The 23,218-nt window shown below is 40.2% G+C and carries 17 protein-coding genes; 13 read left to right on the top strand and 4 right to left on the bottom strand.

Annotated elements, in window-relative coordinates; translation table 11 throughout:
• Window positions 1–51 precede the first annotated feature (51 nt).
• Complete coding sequence (locus A6M13_RS14575; protein ID WP_066548099.1) at window positions 52–2,130, top strand: type IA DNA topoisomerase; 2,079 nt, start codon at window positions 52–54, stop codon at window positions 2,128–2,130.
• Entirely contained in the window at window positions 2,127–2,603 is a 477-nt protein-coding gene (locus tag A6M13_RS14570) for a nucleoside 2-deoxyribosyltransferase (RefSeq protein WP_066548097.1), read from the top strand. Before A6M13_RS14575 ends, A6M13_RS14570 begins: the two co-directional genes overlap by 4 nt.
• 36 nt (window positions 2,604–2,639) lie before the next feature.
• On the opposite strand, the gene A6M13_RS14565 is transcribed toward A6M13_RS14570, so the two are convergent.
• Window positions 2,640–3,188 carry a hypothetical protein gene (locus A6M13_RS14565; RefSeq protein ID WP_066548094.1) on the bottom strand — a complete coding sequence of 183 codons (549 nt, stop codon included), beginning with the start codon at window positions 3,186–3,188 and terminating at the stop codon, window positions 2,640–2,642.
• A gap of 473 nt (window positions 3,189–3,661) precedes the next feature.
• On the opposite strand from A6M13_RS14565, the gene A6M13_RS14560 reads away from it, so the two are divergent.
• Together A6M13_RS14560 and A6M13_RS14555 are read left to right on the top strand one after the other, a co-directional pair.
• A complete protein-coding gene (locus A6M13_RS14560) occupies window positions 3,662–5,020 on the top strand; it encodes an aspartate kinase (RefSeq protein WP_066548091.1) in 1,359 nt (452 codons plus the stop codon).
• 99 nt (window positions 5,021–5,119) lie between these two features.
• Window positions 5,120–5,335: a hypothetical protein gene (locus A6M13_RS14555; protein ID WP_066548089.1), complete on the top strand. Its 216-nt coding sequence runs from the start codon at window positions 5,120–5,122 to the stop codon at window positions 5,333–5,335.
• 52 nt (window positions 5,336–5,387) lie between these two features.
• Here the strand turns inward: A6M13_RS14555 and A6M13_RS14550 are convergent, their stop codons facing one another.
• The gene (locus A6M13_RS14550; RefSeq protein WP_066548087.1) at window positions 5,388–7,316 is read right to left on the bottom strand and encodes a right-handed parallel beta-helix repeat-containing protein; all 1,929 of its coding nucleotides are present in this window, start codon (window positions 7,314–7,316) and stop codon (window positions 5,388–5,390) included.
• Between the two features lie 247 nt (window positions 7,317–7,563).
• Here A6M13_RS14550 and A6M13_RS14545 point away from each other — a divergent pair, with 247 nt between their 5' ends.
• From A6M13_RS14545 to A6M13_RS14515, 7 genes are all read left to right on the top strand, one after another.
• A complete protein-coding gene (locus A6M13_RS14545; protein WP_066548085.1) occupies window positions 7,564–8,685 on the top strand; it encodes an AAA family ATPase in 1,122 nt (373 codons plus the stop codon).
• 14 nt (window positions 8,686–8,699) lie between these two features.
• The gene (locus tag A6M13_RS14540) at window positions 8,700–10,175 is read left to right on the top strand and encodes a vWA domain-containing protein (RefSeq protein ID WP_066548083.1); all 1,476 of its coding nucleotides are present in this window, start codon (window positions 8,700–8,702) and stop codon (window positions 10,173–10,175) included.
• A gap of 4 nt (window positions 10,176–10,179) precedes the next feature.
• Entirely contained in the window at window positions 10,180–10,512 is a 333-nt protein-coding gene (locus tag A6M13_RS14535; protein WP_066548081.1) for a hypothetical protein, read from the top strand.
• A 74-nt stretch (window positions 10,513–10,586) separates the two neighbouring features.
• Entirely contained in the window at window positions 10,587–12,365 is a 1,779-nt protein-coding gene (locus tag A6M13_RS14530) for a glycerophosphoryl diester phosphodiesterase membrane domain-containing protein (protein WP_066548078.1), read from the top strand.
• 253 nt (window positions 12,366–12,618) lie between these two features.
• Window positions 12,619–14,349 carry an ABC transporter ATP-binding protein gene (locus A6M13_RS14525; protein WP_066548074.1) on the top strand — a complete coding sequence of 577 codons (1,731 nt, stop codon included), beginning with the start codon at window positions 12,619–12,621 and terminating at the stop codon, window positions 14,347–14,349.
• Between the two features lie 40 nt (window positions 14,350–14,389).
• Entirely contained in the window at window positions 14,390–16,138 is a 1,749-nt protein-coding gene (locus A6M13_RS14520; RefSeq protein WP_083998402.1) for an ABC transporter ATP-binding protein, read from the top strand.
• 80 nt (window positions 16,139–16,218) lie between these two features.
• On the top strand, window positions 16,219–17,061 hold the full coding sequence (locus A6M13_RS14515) for a DUF2785 domain-containing protein (RefSeq protein ID WP_066548069.1): 843 nt from the start codon (window positions 16,219–16,221) through the stop codon (window positions 17,059–17,061).
• Window positions 17,062–17,105: 44 nt separating this feature from the next.
• Here the strand turns inward: A6M13_RS14515 and A6M13_RS14510 are convergent, their stop codons facing one another.
• Both A6M13_RS14510 and A6M13_RS14505 read right to left on the bottom strand, forming a co-directional pair.
• The gene (locus A6M13_RS14510; protein WP_066548066.1) at window positions 17,106–20,369 is read right to left on the bottom strand and encodes a hypothetical protein; all 3,264 of its coding nucleotides are present in this window, start codon (window positions 20,367–20,369) and stop codon (window positions 17,106–17,108) included.
• A gap of 213 nt (window positions 20,370–20,582) precedes the next feature.
• Window positions 20,583–21,482, bottom strand: coding sequence for a LysR family transcriptional regulator (locus tag A6M13_RS14505; protein ID WP_066548061.1), 900 nt, complete (start codon window positions 21,480–21,482; stop codon window positions 20,583–20,585).
• A 252-nt stretch (window positions 21,483–21,734) separates the two neighbouring features.
• On the opposite strand from A6M13_RS14505, the gene cyoE reads away from it, so the two are divergent.
• On the top strand, window positions 21,735–22,676 hold the full coding sequence (gene cyoE / locus A6M13_RS14500) for a heme o synthase (RefSeq protein WP_083998386.1): 942 nt from the start codon (window positions 21,735–21,737) through the stop codon (window positions 22,674–22,676).
• Between the two features lie 311 nt (window positions 22,677–22,987).
• Window positions 22,988–23,200, top strand: coding sequence for a thymidylate synthase (locus A6M13_RS14490; RefSeq protein WP_066548042.1), 213 nt, complete (start codon window positions 22,988–22,990; stop codon window positions 23,198–23,200).
• The last annotated feature ends 18 nt before the right edge of the window (window positions 23,201–23,218 follow it).

The following is a 23,218-nucleotide window of genomic DNA, read 5'->3' as shown; positions in this document are numbered from 1 at the left end:
CAAGTTTTTTTATGCCGCCGTGCGGTATAATAGACATCGAGGTGAAGAACTGTGCGGGCATTATTAATTGCAGAAAAACCGTCACTTATGCGTGACATTCAAAAAGTATATAAAAAAATGAATTTAGATATCGACATTGAGTTTACATCATTTGTTGGACATGTTGTCGAACTAAAAGAGCCACACGAGTATGATGCCGCGTGGAAAAAATGGGATTTAGCGTTATTGCCGATGGTGCCACAACGCTTTGAGTTTCGTGTGAAAAAAACAGCTGCGAAAGTATATAAAGAGATTGAACAAACATTGAAAAATGGGCAATATGATTTTTTAATTAATGCGTGTGATGCGGGGATGGAAGGCGAAAATATTTTTTATTCGTTTTATAAAAAGGTTGGGACGAATTTACCGGTGAAGCGGTTTTGGACGTCACAAACGACTGAGCCTGCGATTCGTGCATCGCTGCAAAATTTAATTGACGAGCATGACCCACTGATTCGTAATTTACGCAATGCAGCGATGTATCGTATGGTATTTGATTGGCTTGTTGGCTTAAACTGTACGCGTGCTGCGACTGTTAAAGGCGGGCGAACGATTAAAGTAGGACGTGTGATGACTCCGACGTTAGCGATTGTTGCACAGCGCGAAGAAGAAATTCAGCGTTTTGTACCGCAGCCATATTTTCAAGTACAAATGGACTGTGGTGCATTTCAAGCACTTTGGTTTAAAGAAAAGGTGAATCGTGTTGCAACAAACGAAGAAGCAGAGGCCATTATTGCGCGTGTCACAAACGAAGCGCAGGTGGTCAGCTTAGAAACAGAGCGTAAAACCATTCCAGCAGCACAGCTCCATTCTTTACTCGAGCTACAAAAGGAAGCGAATAAATTTTACGGTTTTACATCGAGCGATACATTAAAAATTGCGCAAAGCTTATACGAAAAAAAGCTGATTACGTATCCGCGTACAGAATCGAAGCATTTGCCGACAAACTTTGCGAAGCATATTGAGAAGAATGTTGCTGCGATACAAGGTGTGCCGCAACTTGCGCAGTATGCGACTGCCCTTGATGTCCAGCATATGCAGCACGTCATGCGTTCAAAGCGTTATGTGGATGACCAAAAGCTAACAGACCATCATGCCATTACAGTGACCGAAGTAACACCGAAATTTGCGTCGCTTAGCATGCAGGAGCAACGCATTTATGAATTGATTGCGAAGCGTTTAGTAGCGATTTTTATGCCAGCGTATGTACTTGATAAAACAACCGTTATTTTACAAAGCGGTACCGAAACGTTTAAAACGACTGGCAATATGGTGGTTGAGCAAGGCTTTACGGTGTTGTATACATCGCATAAGAAAAAAGAAGAAGTGCCATTGCCGTTTATGCAAGAGGGGCAAGTGTGGCCTGTACAAGCATTTACTATTTTAAGTAAAATGACCGAGCCACCACCGCGCTACACGGATAGCTCTCTTTTAGATGCGATGTTTCATGCAGGGCGCTTTGTTGATGATCCGCAATTACGTGCTATTTTAAAGGACGCAGAAGGTATTGGGACATCGGCGACGCGCGCAGAAATTATCGAGAAGCTACTTGCGATTGGCATGATTACCCGCGATAAAAAATCGTTTCAAGCAACAGCGTTTGGGCGAGAAGTGATTCAAAGTTTAGCAGGGCATGATGTAGTGTCGCCTGAATTGACGGCTGTGTGGAGTAAAAAGCTGAAAGATATTGTCGATGGTACACTTAGCTCACGTGATTTTTATCGTGATATGCTGGCGTTTGTTCATGAAACGACAGAAAAAATGAAAGTACTTGAAATGACAGTAGCTGAAAAAGAAGAAGTCATTGTTGGCGAGTGTTTGCAGTGCGGCGAACGTGTGACCGAAACGTTTAAAGGCTATAGCTGTGCCAATAAAGCATGTGATTTCTTCTTAACGAAAGTGATGCTAAAAGCAAAAATTACGCCAACTGATGCGAAAAAGCTATTGGCATATAAAGAAACACGCGATATTTTATTTACATGGAAGTCCGGGAAAAAAAGTAAAGCAAAGCTGAAGTTTAATGGCACGAAGCTCGAATTTATTTTCCCACAGTTTACAGAAACAACGAAAAAGGGGAACAAGACGACATGAAAGTATATGTAGCGAATGGGTTATTTTCAATCGGAGACCGCTACGTGAATGCGGCGATAGCGACCGCATTACGTGAGGCAATTGATGGTATTACATTATACGTACCGCAGGAAAATGATGCGATTAATGATAAGGAAGCATATGCGAGCAGTGCGGATATTGCACGTGCCGATCTCGAGGCATTAAAAGAAAGTGATGTACTCGTAGCAGTGATTGATGGTGTTGAAATTGATTCGGGCGTTGCAGCTGAAATTGGTGCGTTTAGCATGCTCGGTCGTCCAATTATTGCGTTATTTAGTGATGTGCGTCAGCAAGGGACACAGAATACGAAAAAAATTGAAGCATTGCAACAACATGCGGTAGAAAATCAATTTGTGTACCGTAATTTATTCGTTGTCGGCTTAATTAAACAGCGAGGCGTCATTGTATCAACGATTGAAGAAATTGTTGAAGCGGTAAAACAATACAACTAAAAAAGAGTGTGTAGACAAAATGTCTGCGCACTCTTTTTATACGATCGATAATTTTTGATAAGTCGGCGGTAAATAGTGACGAAGTGCGCCTTCATAAATTAATTTTGTATACGGCAAATAAGCGAAATCATTTGGACGCACAAAAAATGGTTCTTCATGTGGCAATGACAATTGAAGCTCTTTCAATAGCGTTGCAATAAACTGTGAGCAGAAATAGCTATTTTCGCGTTCCCACTTATAGCCACACCAAACGGCAAATAGACCTAAAAAATGATATTGATAGTCTGTTGCGTGTTCATTCATCGTGCGCAAACGATTGCGAAGTGTCTCGTATTGTGTATTTGTTAATTTACAAGCGTAAATGGCACAAAAGGCTTCTTGGAAAATCGGCGTCGAGCATTTTTCTTGTGTGAAGCCCCCATCAAATGGGTTGTTATACTTACGACGTCCGAAACTGTACATTTCACATAAAAAAGGATCTAAAGCAATCGACACATGATTATAGCGGTCACGTGTAACGAATTGAATTGTACGTGATAACCATGTTTTCGTTGCTGTTAAGACGAGGTAAATGGACCGAGTCATCGAAGACCTCCTTTGTGATATTTTACTTACTAGCATATCATGGAATTCTGAAGAAAAATGAAATATAAAAATGAAGAATTTCTTAAGAAATTAAAATGTGACGTAGCAAAGAAGTTTTAGGATGTATTGCACAAAAAAATGCAATTAAATAGGGGGAGCGTGTTCTTTTTTTGTTCTTTGCGCATTATTCATGTTAGAATGGTAGGTATTTTTTAAAAGCTCTAAAAAATGCTTGTAATTCCGTATAAATTCGATAAAATTCAATGGAATCATTCATTTTTCTCATAATAGCAGAGTGTAGTTGTGACAGTTGTTGAAATAGATGTCACAATTATGTGAAAATACGGAGATTCGTGTAAATTTTCAGAATTAAATCTTGACGTAGGAAGTGACAATTTGTACACTGTAAACATTCAAGTGTTTTTATGGAAAGTACAATATCAAATATATTATAGTAAGGATATGATGGTGAAATGATCGTATGTAAATTTGGCGGTACTTCTGTCGCAAGCGCTACACAAATTCAAAAGGTAGCCAATATCGTAAAGGACAACACAGCTCGACGTATCGTCGTGGTGTCAGCTCCTGGTAAACGTTCAAGCGAAGATATTAAAGTAACAGACTTATTAATTGATTTAGCAGATACAGCATTAGCAAATGCAGATGTTGCAGCGAAAATTCAAACTGTAGTAAATCGTTATGAAGATATTACAGCTGAATTAGGTTTAGGGAAAGATATTTCAGAGGTAATCGCACAAGATTTACGTGATCGTGTCGCTGGCGACCGTTCAAATAAAGAGTTATTTGTTGATAGTATTAAAGCGAGTGGCGAAGATAATAATGCAAAAGTAATTGCCGCATACTTTAATACTATTGGTGTACCAGCGCGCTATGTTAGCCCGAAAGATTTATTAATTGTGAACGACTTACCAGAGCGTACATTTGCCGTAGCAGAAGCGTACGAACGTTTAGCAGTGCTTGCACAATCAGAGGAAGTCATTGTCTTCCCAGGCTTCTTCGGCTATACAAAAGACGGTATTTTACGTACATTTGACCGTGGTGGTTCTGACATTACAGGATCAATTTTAGCGGCGGCAGTTGGTGCAGAGCTGTATGAAAACTTTACAGATGTAGACTGTGTATTCTCAGCTAATCCAAAAGTAGTCAACAATCCGGCAGAAATTAAAGAAATTACGTACCGCGAAATGCGTGAGCTATCCTATGCAGGCTTCTCTGTATTCCATGATGAAGCATTAATGCCGGTATTTAAAAAGGATATTCCGGTTAATATTAAAAATACAAATAATCCATCAGCACCAGGAACGCGTGTTGTGCCGACACGCGAGTTAACAGGTCGCCCGGTAACAGGGATTTCGGTGGATAGCGGCTTCTCAACATTATATGTTTCAAAATATTTAATGAACCGTGAAATTGGTTTTGGTCGTAAATTATTACAAATTCTTGAAGATGAAGGCATTTCATATGAACATACGCCATCAGGGCTTGACGATATTTCCATTATTATGCGTTCAAATCAATTAAACTTAGAAAAAGAAGAACGCATTGTAAAACGTGTGCAACAAGAATTACAAGTGGATAATGTATACTTCCGTCACGGCTTCTCAATGGTCGTACTTGTAGGGGAAGGTATGCGTAACAGTACGGGCTTAGCAGGTCGTGCAGCACTAGCGATTTCAAAACTGGGCGTGAACATTGAAATGATTAACCAAGGCTCTTCAGAAGTAAGTTTAGTATTTGGTGTGCAGCAAAACTATGAAGATATTATTTTAAAGGCATTGTATGAGGAATTTTTTTCAGCAGTACCTGTCTAAATGATGACAAATTATGTGCGATTGTTTCGGCATCTCTAGACGAGTAGTTGCATTTTAGCACTACAGTGCGATAAAATGTGCGCATAAGAGGTGACGACAATGAGTATTGCATTAGCAGGAATGTTAGTGATGTTTTCAGGGATTTTTGTTGTAATGATGGTCATTTTAGAAGTGTTACCATGGTTGAATGACACGACAAAGGTTGCGTTTATCGTGATTGGTTTAACATTTGTTGTAGCAGGCGCTGTTATTCGCTTTAAAGCACTAAAAAGTGAAATGAAGCAACAAAAAGAGCTAGAACATAGACGTAAATAATAAAAACGTACGACTTGGCATATGTATGCTAGGTCGTACGTTTTTTCGTATACTAATGTTCCTCGACATCTTTTGTAATGGAACTATTGTTTTCAATATAAAATGCTTCGCCGCGTGTTGTACGTGTAATCGAGTCGTGCAGTTCGATTTTTGAATGATGCAACGCTTGAATGTTTTGGGCGACACGCTCATTGTAAATATAGCATTTATGCAAATCAATTGACGAATGCTTTGACACATAAATGTCGGCCTCCATTGCTTCTGTAAAATGAACGGTGCGTAGTTCAACAGAAGAATGGTCATTTACCCAAAGCTGTGGAAAGCGATGTTTGGATAAAAATGTGTCTTCAATTAATGCTTCGGCTTCATTTCCTAGCAATAAGCCATTTTCATAGCCGCTGTGTACTTCACAGTGACGCAAAATAAGCTGGCTATCATCGACGACAAGCTGTGGTAAACGATGGTCGGAAATTTCACTATGCACCATTTCTAAAAACGAACTTTCCGATACTTTAATCCCATTAGATTGACCAGCTGCAATTTTACTATGAAAAATCGTCATCTTTGTGCGCTCACGTATTTCTAATTGAATGCCATTACTTGTATGGATATGACTATGTTCAATTTTAACGAGCGAGTCTTCCAGTGCGTAAATACTTTTGCCATCTGCTAGCTCCGAATAGCGAATATGAATGGACGCACGAGATTTCCCGGCGAAGTGAGGCATCGCATTTTGCGAGAAACGACAGTCATCGGCATACACAGAAGCATGATTCATCAGCAGAACGGCATTGCCACTATTATGAAAAACATCGCTACTAAGTAACTCAACCGATGCGTCAACTGCCGAAATGGCGCTGCTTTTATGAAAGGACACACAACTTTGAATGACATACACGGCTGATTTGCGCTCGCAAAAAATGCCGTTTTGAATGCCGTGGTCAATCGTGCTGTCATATAAATGGAGCACCGATTTTTCAGACACATGGCACTGTGCTAAATAACTCTCGGAAATTTTACTTTCGGTCATATTAACCGTGGCATGATCCTTTAGTTGAATGGCATTACCACGACTATGCATCATTTGTGTTGTTGTAATATGGGCATGCGAACTTAATGTCACTTGTAAATGTGCTAATGTATGGTGCGTAAATTCAGCATCGAATATTTCAGCAGATGCATGATCTCGCAGCATAATACCTGATTCCTTGCCATGTGCAATCAATGTGTTGCGCACTTTCAAATGTGCATGTTGCATCCACACTTGTGGTAATGTATGTTCAAAAATTTGCGAGCCAATTAACGTCACCTCAGCTTGATTAGACGCATAAATGCCATTGCCATTGCCGCGCCAAATCTTACTGCCTTGGTCAAAAATAGAGGACTGCTGATGCGCAATCAGCTGTGTGCCTGTATGGTCATGGATGCGGCATTTTTTTAAATTTAATAAGCTATCATTTTTAAGCCACACAGCGTGGTTTGCTTCATACAGCGCGCAATAAAAGAGCTCGATATTCGCATGATCTGCTAAAATATTAACTTTTCCGTTCGTGTGTAAATGTGACCGATCCATTACCAGTTGTGCGTTTGGGCGTAATTCAAGACCCACTTCTTTTGCGCCGAATACTGTACAGTTTTTCGTTTCAAGCGTACCGAAAACCGTTACTAATGTAGATAATGACGTTGTGGAAATGTCACAGTTATTAAAAAAAGCATTGCCCTTTACAACGATTGTTGCAGAGGGATGCAATGTCATATTTTCAAGAACAATATGCGCGTTTTGCATGATTATTAATGTACCAGTAAAGACCGTTTGTTGTTTGTGCGAACCTTCAATCGTAACTGAACCTTCAATCTCAAGTGTTTCATTATACGTGCCATTTGCAAGGTGAATGACATCCCCTGCTTTTGCAATTTTCAACGCTTTTGTGATTGTACGAACAGTCGAAAAGATAGAAGAAGCGACTTTAATGATGGCCATACAGATTCCCTCCCATTTTTCGAACTTATCAGTACTTATCTATTACACAAAATTGTTTCTTTTAATCATAATTTTAAGTGAAAGTGTATTTTAAGGGCAGAAGCCTAAAAATAGCGCCGCGCTAAAATAGGTCGAATGTTGCGACTTTTTACGGTGATTTTACAAGGAGTGCGATTAAACAGTCGAAAAATAAGGTATAATTTAGGAAGGCGCTACGCAAGGCGGATGGCCGCAGGGGGGAAGAATAATGTCACATCAAAAATTACAGCATATTAAGCAGGCGTTAAACGCCAAGTTTTTTGACCGTACAGCAGAAATTGATGCGCTGTTAACAGCGATATTAGCAAAGCAGCATATTTTATTTATCGGGCCAGCCGGTACAGGTAAGAGCGCTTTAAGTGCTATGTTGGGTGAAATTGTCAAGCCTAGTACATATTTTCAACATTTACTGACACCATTCAGCACACCTGAGGAATTATTTGGTGTGTTGTCGTTAAAAGATTTAGAGCAAGGCATTTATAAACGTAATGTAGAGGGCATGTTGCCACAAGCGCATTTTGCGTTTATCGACGAAATTTTTAAAGCGAATTCGGCGATTTTAAATTCTTTGCTCACATTAATTAATGAGCGTGTGTATTATAATAACGGCGTTCCGGTAATGTCACCACTTCTGACATTAGTCGGGTCATCCAATGAGTATATTGAAGAAGGCGAAGGGCTAGAAGCATTATTTGACCGCTTTTTATTGCGCTATGAAGTAGATTATATACAAGATGAACAAACATTTATCGCGATGCTACAGTCAGATGGTGAGGTCGCCATCCCCACATTAACGATGCAAGAACTTATATTCCACCAACAAGTGTGTGAGCGTGTGGTCATCCCGACGGCAATTTACGAAACATTAGGGAAAATACGTCAGCAATTATTAGATGAAGGGATTCGACCATCTGACCGCCGTTTTAAACAAGCACTGTCGATTATACGTGCACAGGCGTATTTAAATGGCTGTAGTGAAGTGACAAAAGCACATTTGCTTATTTTAGAGCATGCATTATGGGAAACGGTCGAGCAGCAACAAACGACCGCTGCCATTATTCACCGTATTGCCAATGATGATATTGAGGCATTTATTCAACGAATTACGCCTGAATTTGAAGAGATTTTATTAAAGTCACAAAATGCGGCTGTTCAAAAGTCACCCACGTCGCGTAAGGAATTAAGCGATTTACTCGTGCAAGGAAAAGCATTGTTTTTAGAAGTGCAAGCGATGAATCGCCAACAACCAGACCGTGAAGAATTGCGACATTTAAAGGACCATATGCACCAGCGTCTACTGCATATGACGTCGCTTGTGATCGGTTTTTAAAGGAAGTGTTTCGTATGACAACGATGATGTTTGCGGAGAAGGACGTCGTATTTACACGTTTTGTACAGCTTTTGCAACAAGCGCCGATTTTTGAGCAATTATGTCAGCAAGGTGATACATTGCATCCGCAGTTTACAACTGTTACTGCACATTTATTTTGCGCATTGTATGCAGCTGATGTGGAGTGGCTGGACATGCCACTTGCACCTGAACAACGGATTGTAAAGCAAGTGGTAACAACGATTATCGAAAGTGATTGTTACAAAACACGACATCCACTAACAATAGGTGATGATTTATTAGCGTTAATTTGTGCGATGTCATTTGCCGAGGCAATGAAAGATTGGTTAGCACAGCATCATGTAGGTCATCAGCAAGCTGAAAATAAACGAGATACGGATTATGCGAAACAGCAATTGCAACAAGCACGTACACAAATGTTTGATGCGCAAGCAACGGACGCCGAAAAGGAACGGGCGCGGACACGCAAGCAGTTCGCTGAAAAACGCCTCGAACATTTACAGCGACGCGTGGAGCAACTGCGTCAGATGCCGACGCAATCTTTCGAGCAAATGCCCACAGAGGTAATTGTAGAAGCGCTAGAGCAAGCCTATACGAAAGGTACAACAACAACGGCAGCTGTTCAACGATTAATCGGTGACGACGGACAACGCCGCTTACAGCATATTCCACTACGACAGCAGCTCACATTAGCTGAAAAGGTACAATTTCATCCGAACTTACGAGAAATTGCCGAGCTTGCTGGACGCTTTCGACGCATTGCGAAAAAAAAGCAAAAGCAACTGCATAAAAAAACGATGGAGCGTAAATATATTGTACAAGGGCAGGAACTTGCGCGTTTGCTCCCTGTTGAATTAGCCAATTGGGCAATGCCACGGGCGAAGCAAGATTTTTTACGCCGTTTTTCCGAGCACCAAACACTGATGTTTAGTGAAAAGGGCAAAAGTAAGCGTGGCAGAGGACCTTTAATTATTTGTATGGATGAATCAAGTTCGATGTCGGCAATGCGCGCGAAAAGTAAGGCGTTTTGTTTAGCGTTAATGATGACGGCTAAAAAGCAACGCCGAGATGTCGCGATTATTCCGTTTGCGACGACTGTTGGGCAGACGATGTATGTGAAGAAGGGGCAGTATACAAGCGCGGAGTGTATGTCGTTTTGCGACCAATTTTTACATGGTGGTACGAATTATGAGCAGCCGTTACAGCAAGCGCTTCATGTTTTAACGCAAAGTCGTTATAATGAAGCGGATATCATTTTTGTGACGGACGGTGCGAGTCATGTAAGTGACCGTTTTTTACTACAGTTTCAGGACATTAAAAAACGTAAGCAATTTCAATGTTTGAGCGTGGTGTTACAAACAGCATATACTACGGTGGATGTGGCCGTTGTGGCACAGTTTTCCGATGTTGTTTATGAAGTGGATGATTTAGAAAAAGCAGAAGATATTTTTACAGTTGGGATGAGGTGAGTATGTGAGTGTTGTATGGTTTTTATTATTATGGGGCTTTGTTGGCTACATGCTTTATACAAAGTGGCAACGCATGCGTGGATTTGAACGAAAGCGCACAATAGCCGCAATGAAAGAGCCACGTTTTATTTTTTCAGTCGGCTTTTTATTCGGTGGCTTCTTTTTAACGAGTGTAGCGGGCATTTTCCAAAGCGGTATCGTCTATTTAATCGGTATGCTATGTATGGTAATTGGTGCGGTTGTATTAGCCGTACTTAATTGGCGAAAAAACCGTTCATTCAGCTATTTTTTATTAGCGATTGTTGGTTTAGTATCATTTGTTACATTATTTGGTTAAAAACGTGTAGGTATCATCGCTTGTCGGTCGATGCCTACATGTTTTTTAAACTACCAGCATAGAGGGGGATGCGAATGAAGCGAGCACAGCGCGTTTTAACCCATGCATTTCAGCAAATTTTCGAACATCGTATTGAATATGTACGAACGTTTTTAGTGGTGCGCGGTATTCAGGTATTGCTATTTTTACCGCTAACATCGTTGTTATTTTATTGTATGTATACGTGGACAGGGTTTGATGCGATTACCGAGCACAATATCGGAAAATTTTTAGCGCATCCATATGCTATTTTTTTAGTAAGTGTGTGGCTATTATGCTGTATTTTATTTATTTACTATGAGTTAGGCTTTTATTTTTTACAGGCATATTACCAGCAAAAAGGTATGCCGTACACATTCAACAAAATATGGCGACGTTTACATCGCAAAGCGGTTTATTTTTTTAGTGCGCAATCACTTGTGATTATTGCGTATGTTCTTTTATTAATACCGCTTGCGGCATTTTTATTGCCAGTTACGTTAACACAGCAGCTACAATTACCGGCATTTATTGTGGATGAGCTGATGCATTCGACAAGAGGCAAATGGTTGTATGGCATTGCGATTACAGTATTAGGTTTTATGACGCTGCGCTTATTATTTACATTGCCAATATTCATTATTCATCCACATCTTTCCATTTGGGAATCGGTTGTGCAAAGTTGGCAGTTTTCACGCAAAAAGCTATTTGAAACGATTGTATTATTAGCCACATTACTTGTGACATATAGTTCAATGTTGGCACTCATAATTGCTGTGGCATTTTTACCGTTGTGGGCAGTTGAACGTTTTTTACCAGTAGCGGCATTGCCGGTAGCTGGCATAACGCTCACACTATTAGAAGTATTTTTAGTGACGATGTTTACCGTGTTGCAAGCACTCTTTAGCCATATTATTGTATCGGTGCTGTATAACCATTCGCATGCGGTCTTTCATCCACCAACGCCGCAGCGTTTACGCCAGACGTACCGCAAATATATTCGAATAGGCGCACCTATCGTCATACTCGCACTTATTGTGACGAACATCGTCTCATTAGAGCGCAGTATTTACGCACCGGATACGCTGATTATTGCGCATCGTGGCTTTATGAGTGAAGGGGTAGAAAATACGATTAGTGCACTTGTCGCTTCTGTTGAGGCAGGGGCAGATATAGTAGAAATTGATATTCAACAAACGAAGGACGGCGAATTTGTCGTATTCCATGATGCGACACTTAATCGTTTGGCAAACCGGAGTGAGGCAGTGCATACGCTGACATTAGCGCAGTTGATGGCGATTGAAGTAACAGCAGATGGACACCGCGATATGATTCCATCGTTACAACAAATGATTGATGCGGCGAAAGCGCATGACGTCACATTGTTAGTCGAAGTGAAAACACATGGTTATGAGACACCCGATTATTTAGAGCGAATTGTCGCGCAGCTTGCTGATAACGGTGTGCTGAGTACGTATTATGTGCAGTCGCTGAATAATACGATTATGGAAAAAATGGAAGCGTTAGAGCCGCGCTTAAAAACAGGCAGTGTCTATGCGTTTCATGTTGGGTCTTTACCGACAACGGACACGGATTTTTATGCGATCGAAGATTCCTCTGTGTCAGCAAAAGTGTTAGAGGAGGCTCGCCAAAAAAATAAGCCGTTATTTATTTGGACTGTGAACTCAGAACGAAGCTTGCAACGTTATTTAGAGCAAGATGTCGACGGACTCATTACGAATAATCCACATACCGCAGCAAAGCTTCGCAGTCGTTTAGAGCAAGATGAATATTTTTTAACACGTGTCTTCCATCGTTTAACGATCATATTTTAACAACACATGGCTAGTATGAGTTCATTACATATTGAACTTACGCTAGCCATGTTTATTTTATGTATATATACCGTGTGATAAATAAGCGAGATGAGCGATAGAAAAAGAACGTGGCTGTTCATTTTATCTTAATCGGCATCATTTGTGGGCGCACCATTGTCATATTGCTATTTACGTAAAGCCGTAAAAAGGCGTATAGTAGAAAAATGAATGTATACGGATGTATACGATTTTACATGAAAGGAAGAGCTACATGTTACGATTATTAAAATATTTAGCGCCTTATAAAGCGTTTGCGATTTTAGGACCGTTATTTATGGTGGTAGAAGTCGCGATGGATTTATTACAGCCGACCATTATGCAACATATTATTGACGATGGTATTGCGAATAATGACGAAGCGTACGTGTATAAAATGTTCGGCTTACTATTAGTCATAGTGGTTGTTGGTTTAATCGGCGGCGTCGGTTGCTCGATTTTTAGTACACGCGCAGCCATTAATTTCTCGACGGATTTACGCCGTGATTTATACGATGTTATTACGGTGCTGTCAGTCAAAAACAAAGAGGAAGTCGGCATCGGCAAACTGATTACGAATTTAACATCAGATGTTGAAACATTGCAAAAAGCCGTCTTAATGATGTTGAAAATTTTTGTGCGCGGTCCGTTATTATTTATCGGTGCGATTATTGTTGTTTATTTCACAGCACGAGAACTATTTCCACTCTTACTCATTCTCGTACCGATTTTAATGGTACTGATTATTGTATTCACGACGCTCGCAGGGAAAGTGTTTACGAAAGTACAGCAAGCCATTGATAGCGTCAACACGTATATGCAAGAGAACTTAGCAGGTGTGCGTGTTATTAAGGCGTTTAACCGCAGCGCACAGCAAATGGAGAAGTTTGGGCATATTAACTATCACTTAATGAAGCGTAATATTCGCGCTGAGCATGTTGTCGGCATTTTATCACCACTTAGCATGTTTGTCATTAACATTGGCATTATGGCTGCACTTTGGAGCGGCGCCATCAAAGTAGAAGAAGGTATTTTACAAGTCGGCGTTATTTTAGCATTCATTAACTATTTAACAATTATTATGAACGGTATTATGTCGTCAAGTAATGTACTCATTCAAATTGCGCGTGCGATTCCAAGTGCAAAACGTATTAACACTGTGATGGATATGGAAAATAGCGTTACGAATACAGCAAATGCATCAACAACACCACTGCGAGGCGACATTCGTTTTGACAATGTAAGCTTTTACTATTATGACAATGGTGAGTATGTATTGGAGGATATTTCATTCCATGTGAAGCCAGGTGAAACGCTCGGTATCATCGGTATGACGGGTAGTGGGAAATCGACATTAACAAAGCTATTGCCGCGTTTATATGACGCGCAGCAAGGTCAAATTTATATGGACAATCAGCCGATTCAGCAAATTGATTTGACGACATTGCGCCAAGCGATGGGCATTGCCCCACAAAAGGCGACATTATTTAGCGGTACGATTGCCGATAATTTACGCTACGGTGCACCGCAAGCAACAGCAAGTGACATGGCATTAGCGATGGAGACGGCAGTAGCAACAGAATTTGTATCGCGTTTTGACGATGGTGTGGAGCATCATATTGCACAAGGTGGCAAAAATTTATCGGGTGGGCAACGTCAGCGTTTAGCAATGGCAAGAGCATTTGTGCGTCGTCCGAAAATTTTAGTGCTCGATGATTCAACTTCAGCTGTCGATGCGATTTCAGAGCGTCATATTCAGCAAGCGTTAGCACAACAATTTAGCGACACAACAACCATTATCGTCGCATCAAAAATTGCATCGATTCAGCATGCTGACCATATTTTAGTGCTAGAGCATGGCAAAATGGTAGGGCTTGGTACACATGAGGAGCTTGTCGCAACGAATGCGGTATACCGAGACATTTTAGCGACACAGCAGCAACAGGGAGGTGTCGTAGGTGAGTAATACACAACGTACAGGGGTCGAGCGTGGGCAACGTATCGGCATGAGCCTCGAGAAGCCACGTAACCAACGCCAAACACTTACACGCATTTGGCATTATATGCGCAATGAACGACTTGCGGTTTGGGTTGCGATTGTGACTGTTGTGCTCTTTACATTATTACAACTTGTCGGTCCATGGTTAATCGGCGTGATTATTGATGATTATATTTTAAAGCTCGATATTGAAGGTACGATTACGATGGTGCTTATTTTAGGGAGTACGTATGTAGCGACATTCGGTGTCACGTATATTCAAATGGTCGCAATGATTTTTGTTGCGCAAAAAACGATTCGTCGACTACGTCAGCAGCTATTTGAAAAGCTACAGCGTTTGCCAATTCACTTCTTTGACCGTCAGCAACAAGGGGATTTAATGAGCCGTGTGACAAACGATATTGATAGCTTAAACATGGCTTTGACACAAAGCATTACGCAAATATTGTCATCTGTTTTAATGGTCGTCGGTGTGGCAGTTGCCATGTTTTTAATGGAATGGCGTTTAGCGATTGTCGCGTTAACGGTTATTCCGCTTATTGTGTTCGTCACAAAGCAAATTATTAAACGCTCTAGTGTCAATTATAAGGCGCGTCAACGTGATTTAGGTGCACTTAACGGTTATATTGAAGAAACGATTAGTGGAACAGAAGTCGTGACATTATTTGGACAAGAGCAGCATGTTAGTGAAACATTCCATGAAAAAAATGAAAAGCTACGCCACTCGGCACTGCACGCCGAAACGATTTCAGGGATGATGGGACCGTTTAACAATGCGATGAATGGTATCGGTTTAACGCTCGTGATCGGGGCAGGCGCATTCTTTATTTTACAAGGCTACACAACTGTTGGGGTACTTGCGGCATTCGTCACGTATACACGCCAATTTTTCCGTCCAATCAATCAGCTGTCGAACTTATTGAATATTTTCCAAGCGGCAATTGCAGGCGCAGAACGTGTATTTGACGTGTTAGATGAAGACGATGAAGTACAAGATAAACAAGGGGCTGTTGTCGCTACCCATTTTGACGGACATGTACGTTTCCAAGACGTATCGTTTAGCTATAACGAAGGCACACCGATTTTAAAAAACATCTCATTTGAAGCACAGCGAGGGCAAATGATTGCGCTTGTTGGTCCAACGGGTTCAGGGAAAACGACGGTGATTAATTTATTAACGCGTTTTTATGATGTCGATAGCGGACAAATTGAGATTGATGGTCGTCCAATTGGTGATTACACGATGCATTCATTGCGTGAGCATGTCGGCATTGTTTTACAAGATACGTACTTATTTAGCGGCACGATTCGTGAAAATATTCGTTTTGGCAAACTACATGCGACAGATGAAGAAGTAGAAGAAGCGGCAAAAGTCGCGTATGCGCATCAATTTATTCGCCATTTACCCAATCAATATGACACGATGATTACGTCGGGTGGCACAAATTTAAGTCAAGGGCAACGTCAGCTATTAGCGATAGCACGCGCAATTTTAGAAGACCCGGATATTTTAATTTTAGATGAGGCAACGTCAAATGTAGATACGCGTACCGAGGTGCATATTCAGCATGGGTTACTCAACTTAATGAACGGGCGCACAAGCTTTGTCATCGCGCATCGTTTAAAGACAATCGAGCAAGCAGATCAAATTCTTGTATTACAGCAAGGAGAGATTTTAGAGCAAGGCTCGCATCAACAATTGATGGAGAAGCAAGGTTTCTATTATAATATGCAAACAAAGACGCAAGCGCGCTAAATTCGGTGTCTCGATTGCACACTTTTTTGTCAGAGTATGCGATAATAAGAGTAATTTGTAGTGTGGAGGAAAGCATACGTATGGAGCAATTAAAAGAAGTCATTCGCGACGTTTTAGCATTATCAAATGATGAGCGTGCAGACTATATGGAGCAACACGGGGAGTTGCTACTACAACAAATGCTAGAAAATATCGGTTCACCAGATTTAGCGCTACGTGACCAAGCCATTTATAGCTTATTTATGGAGCTATTAGTAAGCAATCAACTATCAGCTGACACGATGGATACGTTAATGAAACAATTGGCAACGGATGCGTATTTATTTTATAAAATGGGCGACCGCATGGATGATTCCGTGTTTACGCGTTCGTTTTCGGCATTATGGTTAGCAGGATTATTACGTATTGATATGATGCAGCCATATTTAACGGATGAGGCGAAAAGTCAGCTATACGATAAGGCGACACAGTTTTTACAACGTGAAAAGGATATTCGTGGCTATGTGGATGGCAAAGGATGGGCGAATGCAATCGCACATACAGCCGACTTATTAGCGTTAATGGTGCGTCATGACCATTTTGAAGTGAAATACGGTGTACCAATTTTACAAGGTATACAGTCGGTGTTTTGGAAAGGGCAAGTACTTGTAGATGACGAGGAAGAGCGTTTAGTTGAAGTCGTGTCAGCGTTAATTGAAGTGGATTTCCCAGAAGAAGTGTTAAGTGAATGGGTAGAGCAAGTATTTGACCAACTGCATTTATACTTAATGCAACGTGGTTATACACGTGAATATTTTACCGCGCGTACAATGGTCTTGCATTTTATGAAGACATTATACTTTGCATTGAAATATAAACAAAAGTATCCACAGTTACTAAGCACAGTGGCACACTTTATCGCGAAAAATTTTAAAGTACAATAATGAAAAACATCCAGCCAATGTACGGCTGGATGTTTTTTTAGTAATTAGTTCAGTAATAATAAATGATACGCACTTAATGTTAACGTATTAAATGACGATAATTCTTCACGCCATGGTGTATCGTCGACTGCTGGGTCTAGTGGCTGTGTATCGATAAGCTTTTGTGCAAGTGCGATATCTTTTTCAGCTTGTGTTACGACGCTATAGTTAAAGATAAGACGCTTTTGTGCCGGTGTAAGACGTTCATAGTGTGCTTTAATTTGCGCAATGGCTGTTTTAAAATCACTAATTGCGACATCACTTGGAATCTCATGATAAAAGTCTTCTGAATATTTTTCATTCACTACAATGCGGTCGATAATCGATGTTAATTGTGTCGTTTCAGTATTTAATGCGTTAATGTCTTGCTCGAATTGCATCACTTTGTCATAGACGCCTGTTGTATCCTCATCCGCGTTAGCTGTCGCGACAAGTAAGCTTACTTGCATGCTCGTTAATTTATCAAAGGCTGTTAAAATCGCTTGCTTTTGGTCTACTGACGGGCTGGCAGGTAGTTTGTTCACTTTATTCATAAATGACTCGACTAGTTTGGCATCTTTAATCGCTGCCGTTAAACGTGGTTTATCGACAATATATTTTTGCAAAGATGGCCCTAAATCTTTGTAGCCTTGTTCAAGCTCATGGATTTCACTTAACGGCATATCATAGCTGTAGCTGTCATTATAGTATTCTTCATACAGATAAACAGTTTCGCCGTCAACATCGGCCATTTCTTCATCGGTTACATTGTTCCAAAGCGGTGTATCAGACAGTTCACCTTCTACCGTAATTAATGTTTCGATGCGTTCATTTAACTGTGTAATCGTTTCGTCTGCCTGTGTTTTTTGCAACATAAACTGTGAGTATGGTGATTCTACACGATCTGTTTCTTCATCGTCTTCATCTAATGTGTATGGCAATTGTAATAATGTTTGCTGTGCAGCCGACAGTTTATAATAGGCGCGTTCAGCTGTTGTCAGGCGCGAAAATTCTTTCGCTAAATCCCCGATAGCTGCTTCAGCTGCATTCATTTTTTTAAGTGTCGCATTCACTGCACGTACATCCGCGACCGCTGTTTGCACGGCTAATGCATTGGTTACCGAGCGACGATGTTTGGACGCAAGTGAACGGTACGCGCTATTCGTCTGGCTAACAACAGCTTCAAAGCCAACGAATGTATCTAAGTCACCATACGAGCTATAGGCATCATCTCCGATTAAAATTGGTAAGCTATCATCAATCATCGCAATGACAATTTCTGCTTCTTCTGGCGGAACATCGACGTTCACGCTTTGTACTAAGTCCGCATAATCGATAAGCGCTTGTTTTTCAAAGACGATCGATTGCTCTAATAATGAAAGTTTCATAAACGCTTTTTGCGCAGTTTGTAGTTTTGCCTTAGCACGGTTATAGCGCTCTTCTGGGTTATGCTGGTTTAACTCTAAAATCAGGCGGTTCACACGCTTAGCCTCTTTAATCGATTGCACCGCTTCTTTTAATTGTAAATAGTTTGGGATGAACTTTTTAGAAACAGAGCTTAAATTATTGTACGCAGTCATAATGGCATTCACATGACTTTCAAATATCGCTAAGTCACGAGGACCAATCGGTGCGCCGTCTAATGCATAAATCGGACGATCCGCATCATCAGTCGCCGTTAAATTTTTAATCATTAATGTAATATTGTCGATTGTTGCTTGTTCTTGCGTAATCGCGTTTAATAATTTGGTTAATTCTTCATTCGTGACAAGTGATTTTTGAAGTGGCGTTAGCTTAATGTAAGCAGCTAGCGCAGTTTTGGCATTGTTAATATCTTGTCTTGTAAATGTTGTCGCATCATTCACACGCACAGCCTTTGTTTTAAAGCTATTGACAGCGCGCAAATCTTTTTGCGCATTGGCAATTGCTGTTTTTTCAAGTAATGCATGGTAACGCGTATTAATGAGTGGGTATTGCTCGGTAATTGCTGTAATTTCTGTTTGTAACTCGGCTAAAGGCAAGCTGTACGCCGCACGGAAGCCATCGTCATTTATCGTAAATAAATCATGAATTTGTGCATTAATACTTTCAATGGTTGCTACAGTTGATGTATAGGATTCGCCAGCAAATGCTGCATCTTTATACGTTAATAAATCGCTTAGCAATGTCGCATGGTTCGGGTCATACTGTAATAAGGATAACTCAAGTTGGTCCAATGTTTGAAACAGAGCGTCTGCTTGCGTCACATTTTCCTTAAATGTTTCAAACTCTTGTGCATAGTTAAATGCGCCTTCTTGTGGGATACCATTATCTTCAATTGTTGTCATAAGTGTAATGAACTGTTGGATATTCGTAATATCCGATTGCGCCTTTTGTAAAATACGCGCATTCGTAATTGTCGCTTTTGATGATGCTGTTAGTTCATCATAGCGCGCTTGAATTTCGGCTACATGCTCAATAAAGCCGTCTAAGCCTGGCGTCGTAATGGATGTAGGTAAGTTTTGTGTATACACATAATAATCGTCATTACTTTCTACACGTAACGCATCAATATCGTCGCGAATTCTTTGTAGAGGCGCTTCTGTAATTTCAATTTTATCAGACATCGCTGTACGAATAAGTGTTGTATTCGTCGGATCATCACCAATACGAGCCGTTACTTCGACCGTTATATACATCAGTGATTCATTCGCTAAGAGTGACGCAGGAATTGTGTACGTTTCGTTTGTGGCGCCGTTGATTTTTTCGGATGCGCCTGAAGCAGATGATTTGTACCACTGGTATGTATACGTCACATCTGTTGCAGGAATGGTTGCAGAAATTGACGATAAATCAATAATTTCAGTATTACCAGCTTTTAATATATCCGCAGGTAGAGCGGTTTCAATCGGTGTTGTGCTCGTTGACGCACTATCAAAAATTGCTGGCTTGTCATGCGCAAAGGCAGGCTGTAATTGCTCAACAAAAGAATAGCCCGTATACGCATTGCCATCTTCATCTAAAGCAACAACTTTTAATGTTTTGCCAGAATAGCTACTTTTTACAGGTAAGATGCTATCAGTCGCACCAGCAATCGGTGTTTCTGTTCCGCTGCTAACTAAATACCATTGATAACTAACGAACACCGTGTCTGCTAACGCTGGGATGTCAAAATTAATCGCTACATTTGTGTAAGGCTTTTGTACGTTATCAGGTGTCAATGTTAATGTCGATGCTTCAGCTGTCATAGGTGCAACGATGACGGCAGTCGCTGCAAGCATGCCGAATGCTAATTTATTTTTATAGGTCATAGTTGGAGTCCTCTCTTTACTTCAAACATTTTACGAGTAGCTTGAATACACCAAATATATTCAAGAGGTCATATTCTACTGTTGTTATCGACCTTGTAACTAAAACTTAAAGGATAACGAGGGAAATTTGACAAAGAGTGGTAAGCGGCATGGGCATAGTAGAAAAAAATCCTAACTGTTTTATGAGGGAAACAGTTAGGAGTAGAGGGAGTATTACTGTGCTAATGATGATTTCGTTGTTTCGATAAGTAGGTTCAGTGCGTCGGATTGTTTTGCTTTTGCATAGTTAATATAAACGTCACATGATAATGAATCTTGTGGCAATGTGTAAATATTCGTGTTTTGTAGTTTTTGTGAGTCCACCGCATACGATGGAATAATCGAGATGCCTAAGTTTGCGGCAACAAATTGTAAAATCGTATCCATGCTGCTTGTTTCCATTAAAATTTTCGGATGAATATTTAAGAGATTGAAATAATGATTAATTTCACGGCGCAGCACGTAGGACTCTTTTAATAAAACAAACGATTCGGTTGCAAGTTGTTTCATTTCAAATGGCAATGGTGTTATCTCTTGAACGTGTTCGTTATACAGACGATGCCCTTTTGGAATTAAAACATACGGTGTCCCTTGCAAAACACGTTCACTGACAATAGCACGGTCAATAACGGGTTGAACTGTAAAACAAAGGTCGACTTTATTCAATAAAATATGTTCGTTTAAATCGAATTGTAATTCCTCAGATACTTTTAATTCGGTTTGTGGTGATAACGCTAAAAAAGATGGTAAAATATTACGTAGTATGTAAGCAAGTGTTGGATGTGTCCCGATAACTAAACGCATGTCATCAGATGCTGATAATTGCTCAATTTCTCGTAATAAAATTTTATAGTCTTGCTCAAGTTTTTGAACCGATGTAATGTACATTTCACCAGCTTCTGTGAAGGCAATTGGATGTGTTTTGCGATTTAGCAATTCTACACCTACAGAGACTTCAAGTGCTTTTACACGATTGCTTAAATAGGGCTGTGAAACATCTAGTGCCTTCGCGGCTTTTGAGAAACTGCCGTGTTCAACAACGGCTAATAAATGCTTTACATCAAATTTTGTCATAAGGTTCTCTCTCTTTCTGGAAACGTTACACGACGTCTTTCGATTTATTATAATCGAAAAAAATTTTGCTTTGAAGTGCTATTTCTATAAATCATCTTTTGGACTTTTTAGCAAGTAGTTAGCTCGTACTTTTTTGTAAAAGTAGAAGTTCTGTGGCATGTATCTCCATTGTATTGACAATGCTCTTCTGAAGAAGGTATAGTCAATAAAGTATGTACACGACAATTATTCATATAGAAATGAGACTTGCACATGAATAACTCATATAAAAGTGAATTAAAACAAACGAATATGGACACTGTGATTGAACCGAAAAGTATGTCAGCCATTATAGCAGCAACAATTAAAACGGGTATTATTAAATCAAATGTCTTTGCGATGTTTGCCGGTTTAGCGATGGCGCTATATGTGAACGGTTTACATCCGTTTGAACACATTTGGCAAATTATTGCGGCTTTTGCCGGTTCCTTTTTAGTCATTGGTGCAGCTGGTACATTTAATAACGTATACGATATTGATATTGATTCGAAGATGGACCGCACGAAGGACCGTCCGACAGTAGCGGGAGATATTTCAAAACGTGCCGCACTTATACTTGGAACAGTAATGATGATTGCCGGTTTAGCCTTTTTATGGAGTGCTAGTTTTTATGCCGCATTATTTGGTTTCTTAGGATTATTTTTCTATGTTGTACCGTATACAATGTGGACGAAACGCTCGACCGTTTATAATACAGAAGTCGGCAGTATTTCAGGCGCATTTCCACCATTAATTGGTTGGGGTGCTGTATCAAGTGATTTAACGAATCCTGCAATTTGGGGCTTATTCTTTGTCATGGTTATTTGGCAAATGCCGCACTTTTACGCGATTGCGATTCGTAAGCATGACGACTATGCAAAGGCAAATGTTCCGATGTTACCGGTTGTAAAAGGCTTTAAACGCACATATATTCAAACGAATGTGTATTTAGTCATTTTAATCGGCGTGAGCTTTTCAATGCTAGCGTTTAGCCCGTATATTATGGCATTAACCGTTGCACTAAGCACAATTTGGCTATGGATTAGCTTAAAGTACGCAAAACTGCAAGATGATGCAAAATGGGCAAAAGTAATGTTCGTTTATTCATTAATTTACTTAATGGTATTGTTTGGTGCCATTATCTTATATTCAATTATTGGCTTATTAATTGCCTAGTATAATGAAAAACTACGTAGCATGAATAATGATGCTACGTAGTTTTTTGCGTTTAGCATCGCGTAGGAAGCGGTTTAATAGCCGTTGCATAACGGGTATGGTTGCTGTACAATACGAAATGATGTTGCGATGGGAAAGAGGGAAAGCAATGGCGAAAATAGTGATGCTAATTGGTGTGATTCTACTCTATATCGTAGCTTTTATATTAATGACTACATCAGAGCCGGTGTTTAGCTTTATACCGCTTATATTGGCTGTGGCTTTGTTGACAAAATTATTTATAGAAGTTTTTGAAAGGTGAGGGAATGCACATGCACGTTGTATTTGTAGATATGGAAACAGGAAATGAATTGTTAGTGACAGTGTCACATGATGTGGCAGGATTGTTAGCGGCATGCCAAGGTGAAAGTGTCACATTTCCTGTAGGCGCATATAAATATGATGCTCATAGTTTAGATTACTATGAAGACGAAGGTGTTTATAAACAAGAGCTTGTTGTGTATTTAAAACGACAACAAACCTAATACATAAATGAAGAAAGG

The organism is Caryophanon tenue (assembly GCF_001700315.1).
In the GTDB taxonomy this organism is placed as follows: domain Bacteria; phylum Bacillota; class Bacilli; order Bacillales_A; family Planococcaceae; genus Caryophanon; species Caryophanon tenue.
The sequence above is the reverse complement of the archived record's forward strand: the minus strand, read 5'-3'. Positions and strand labels throughout refer to the sequence as shown.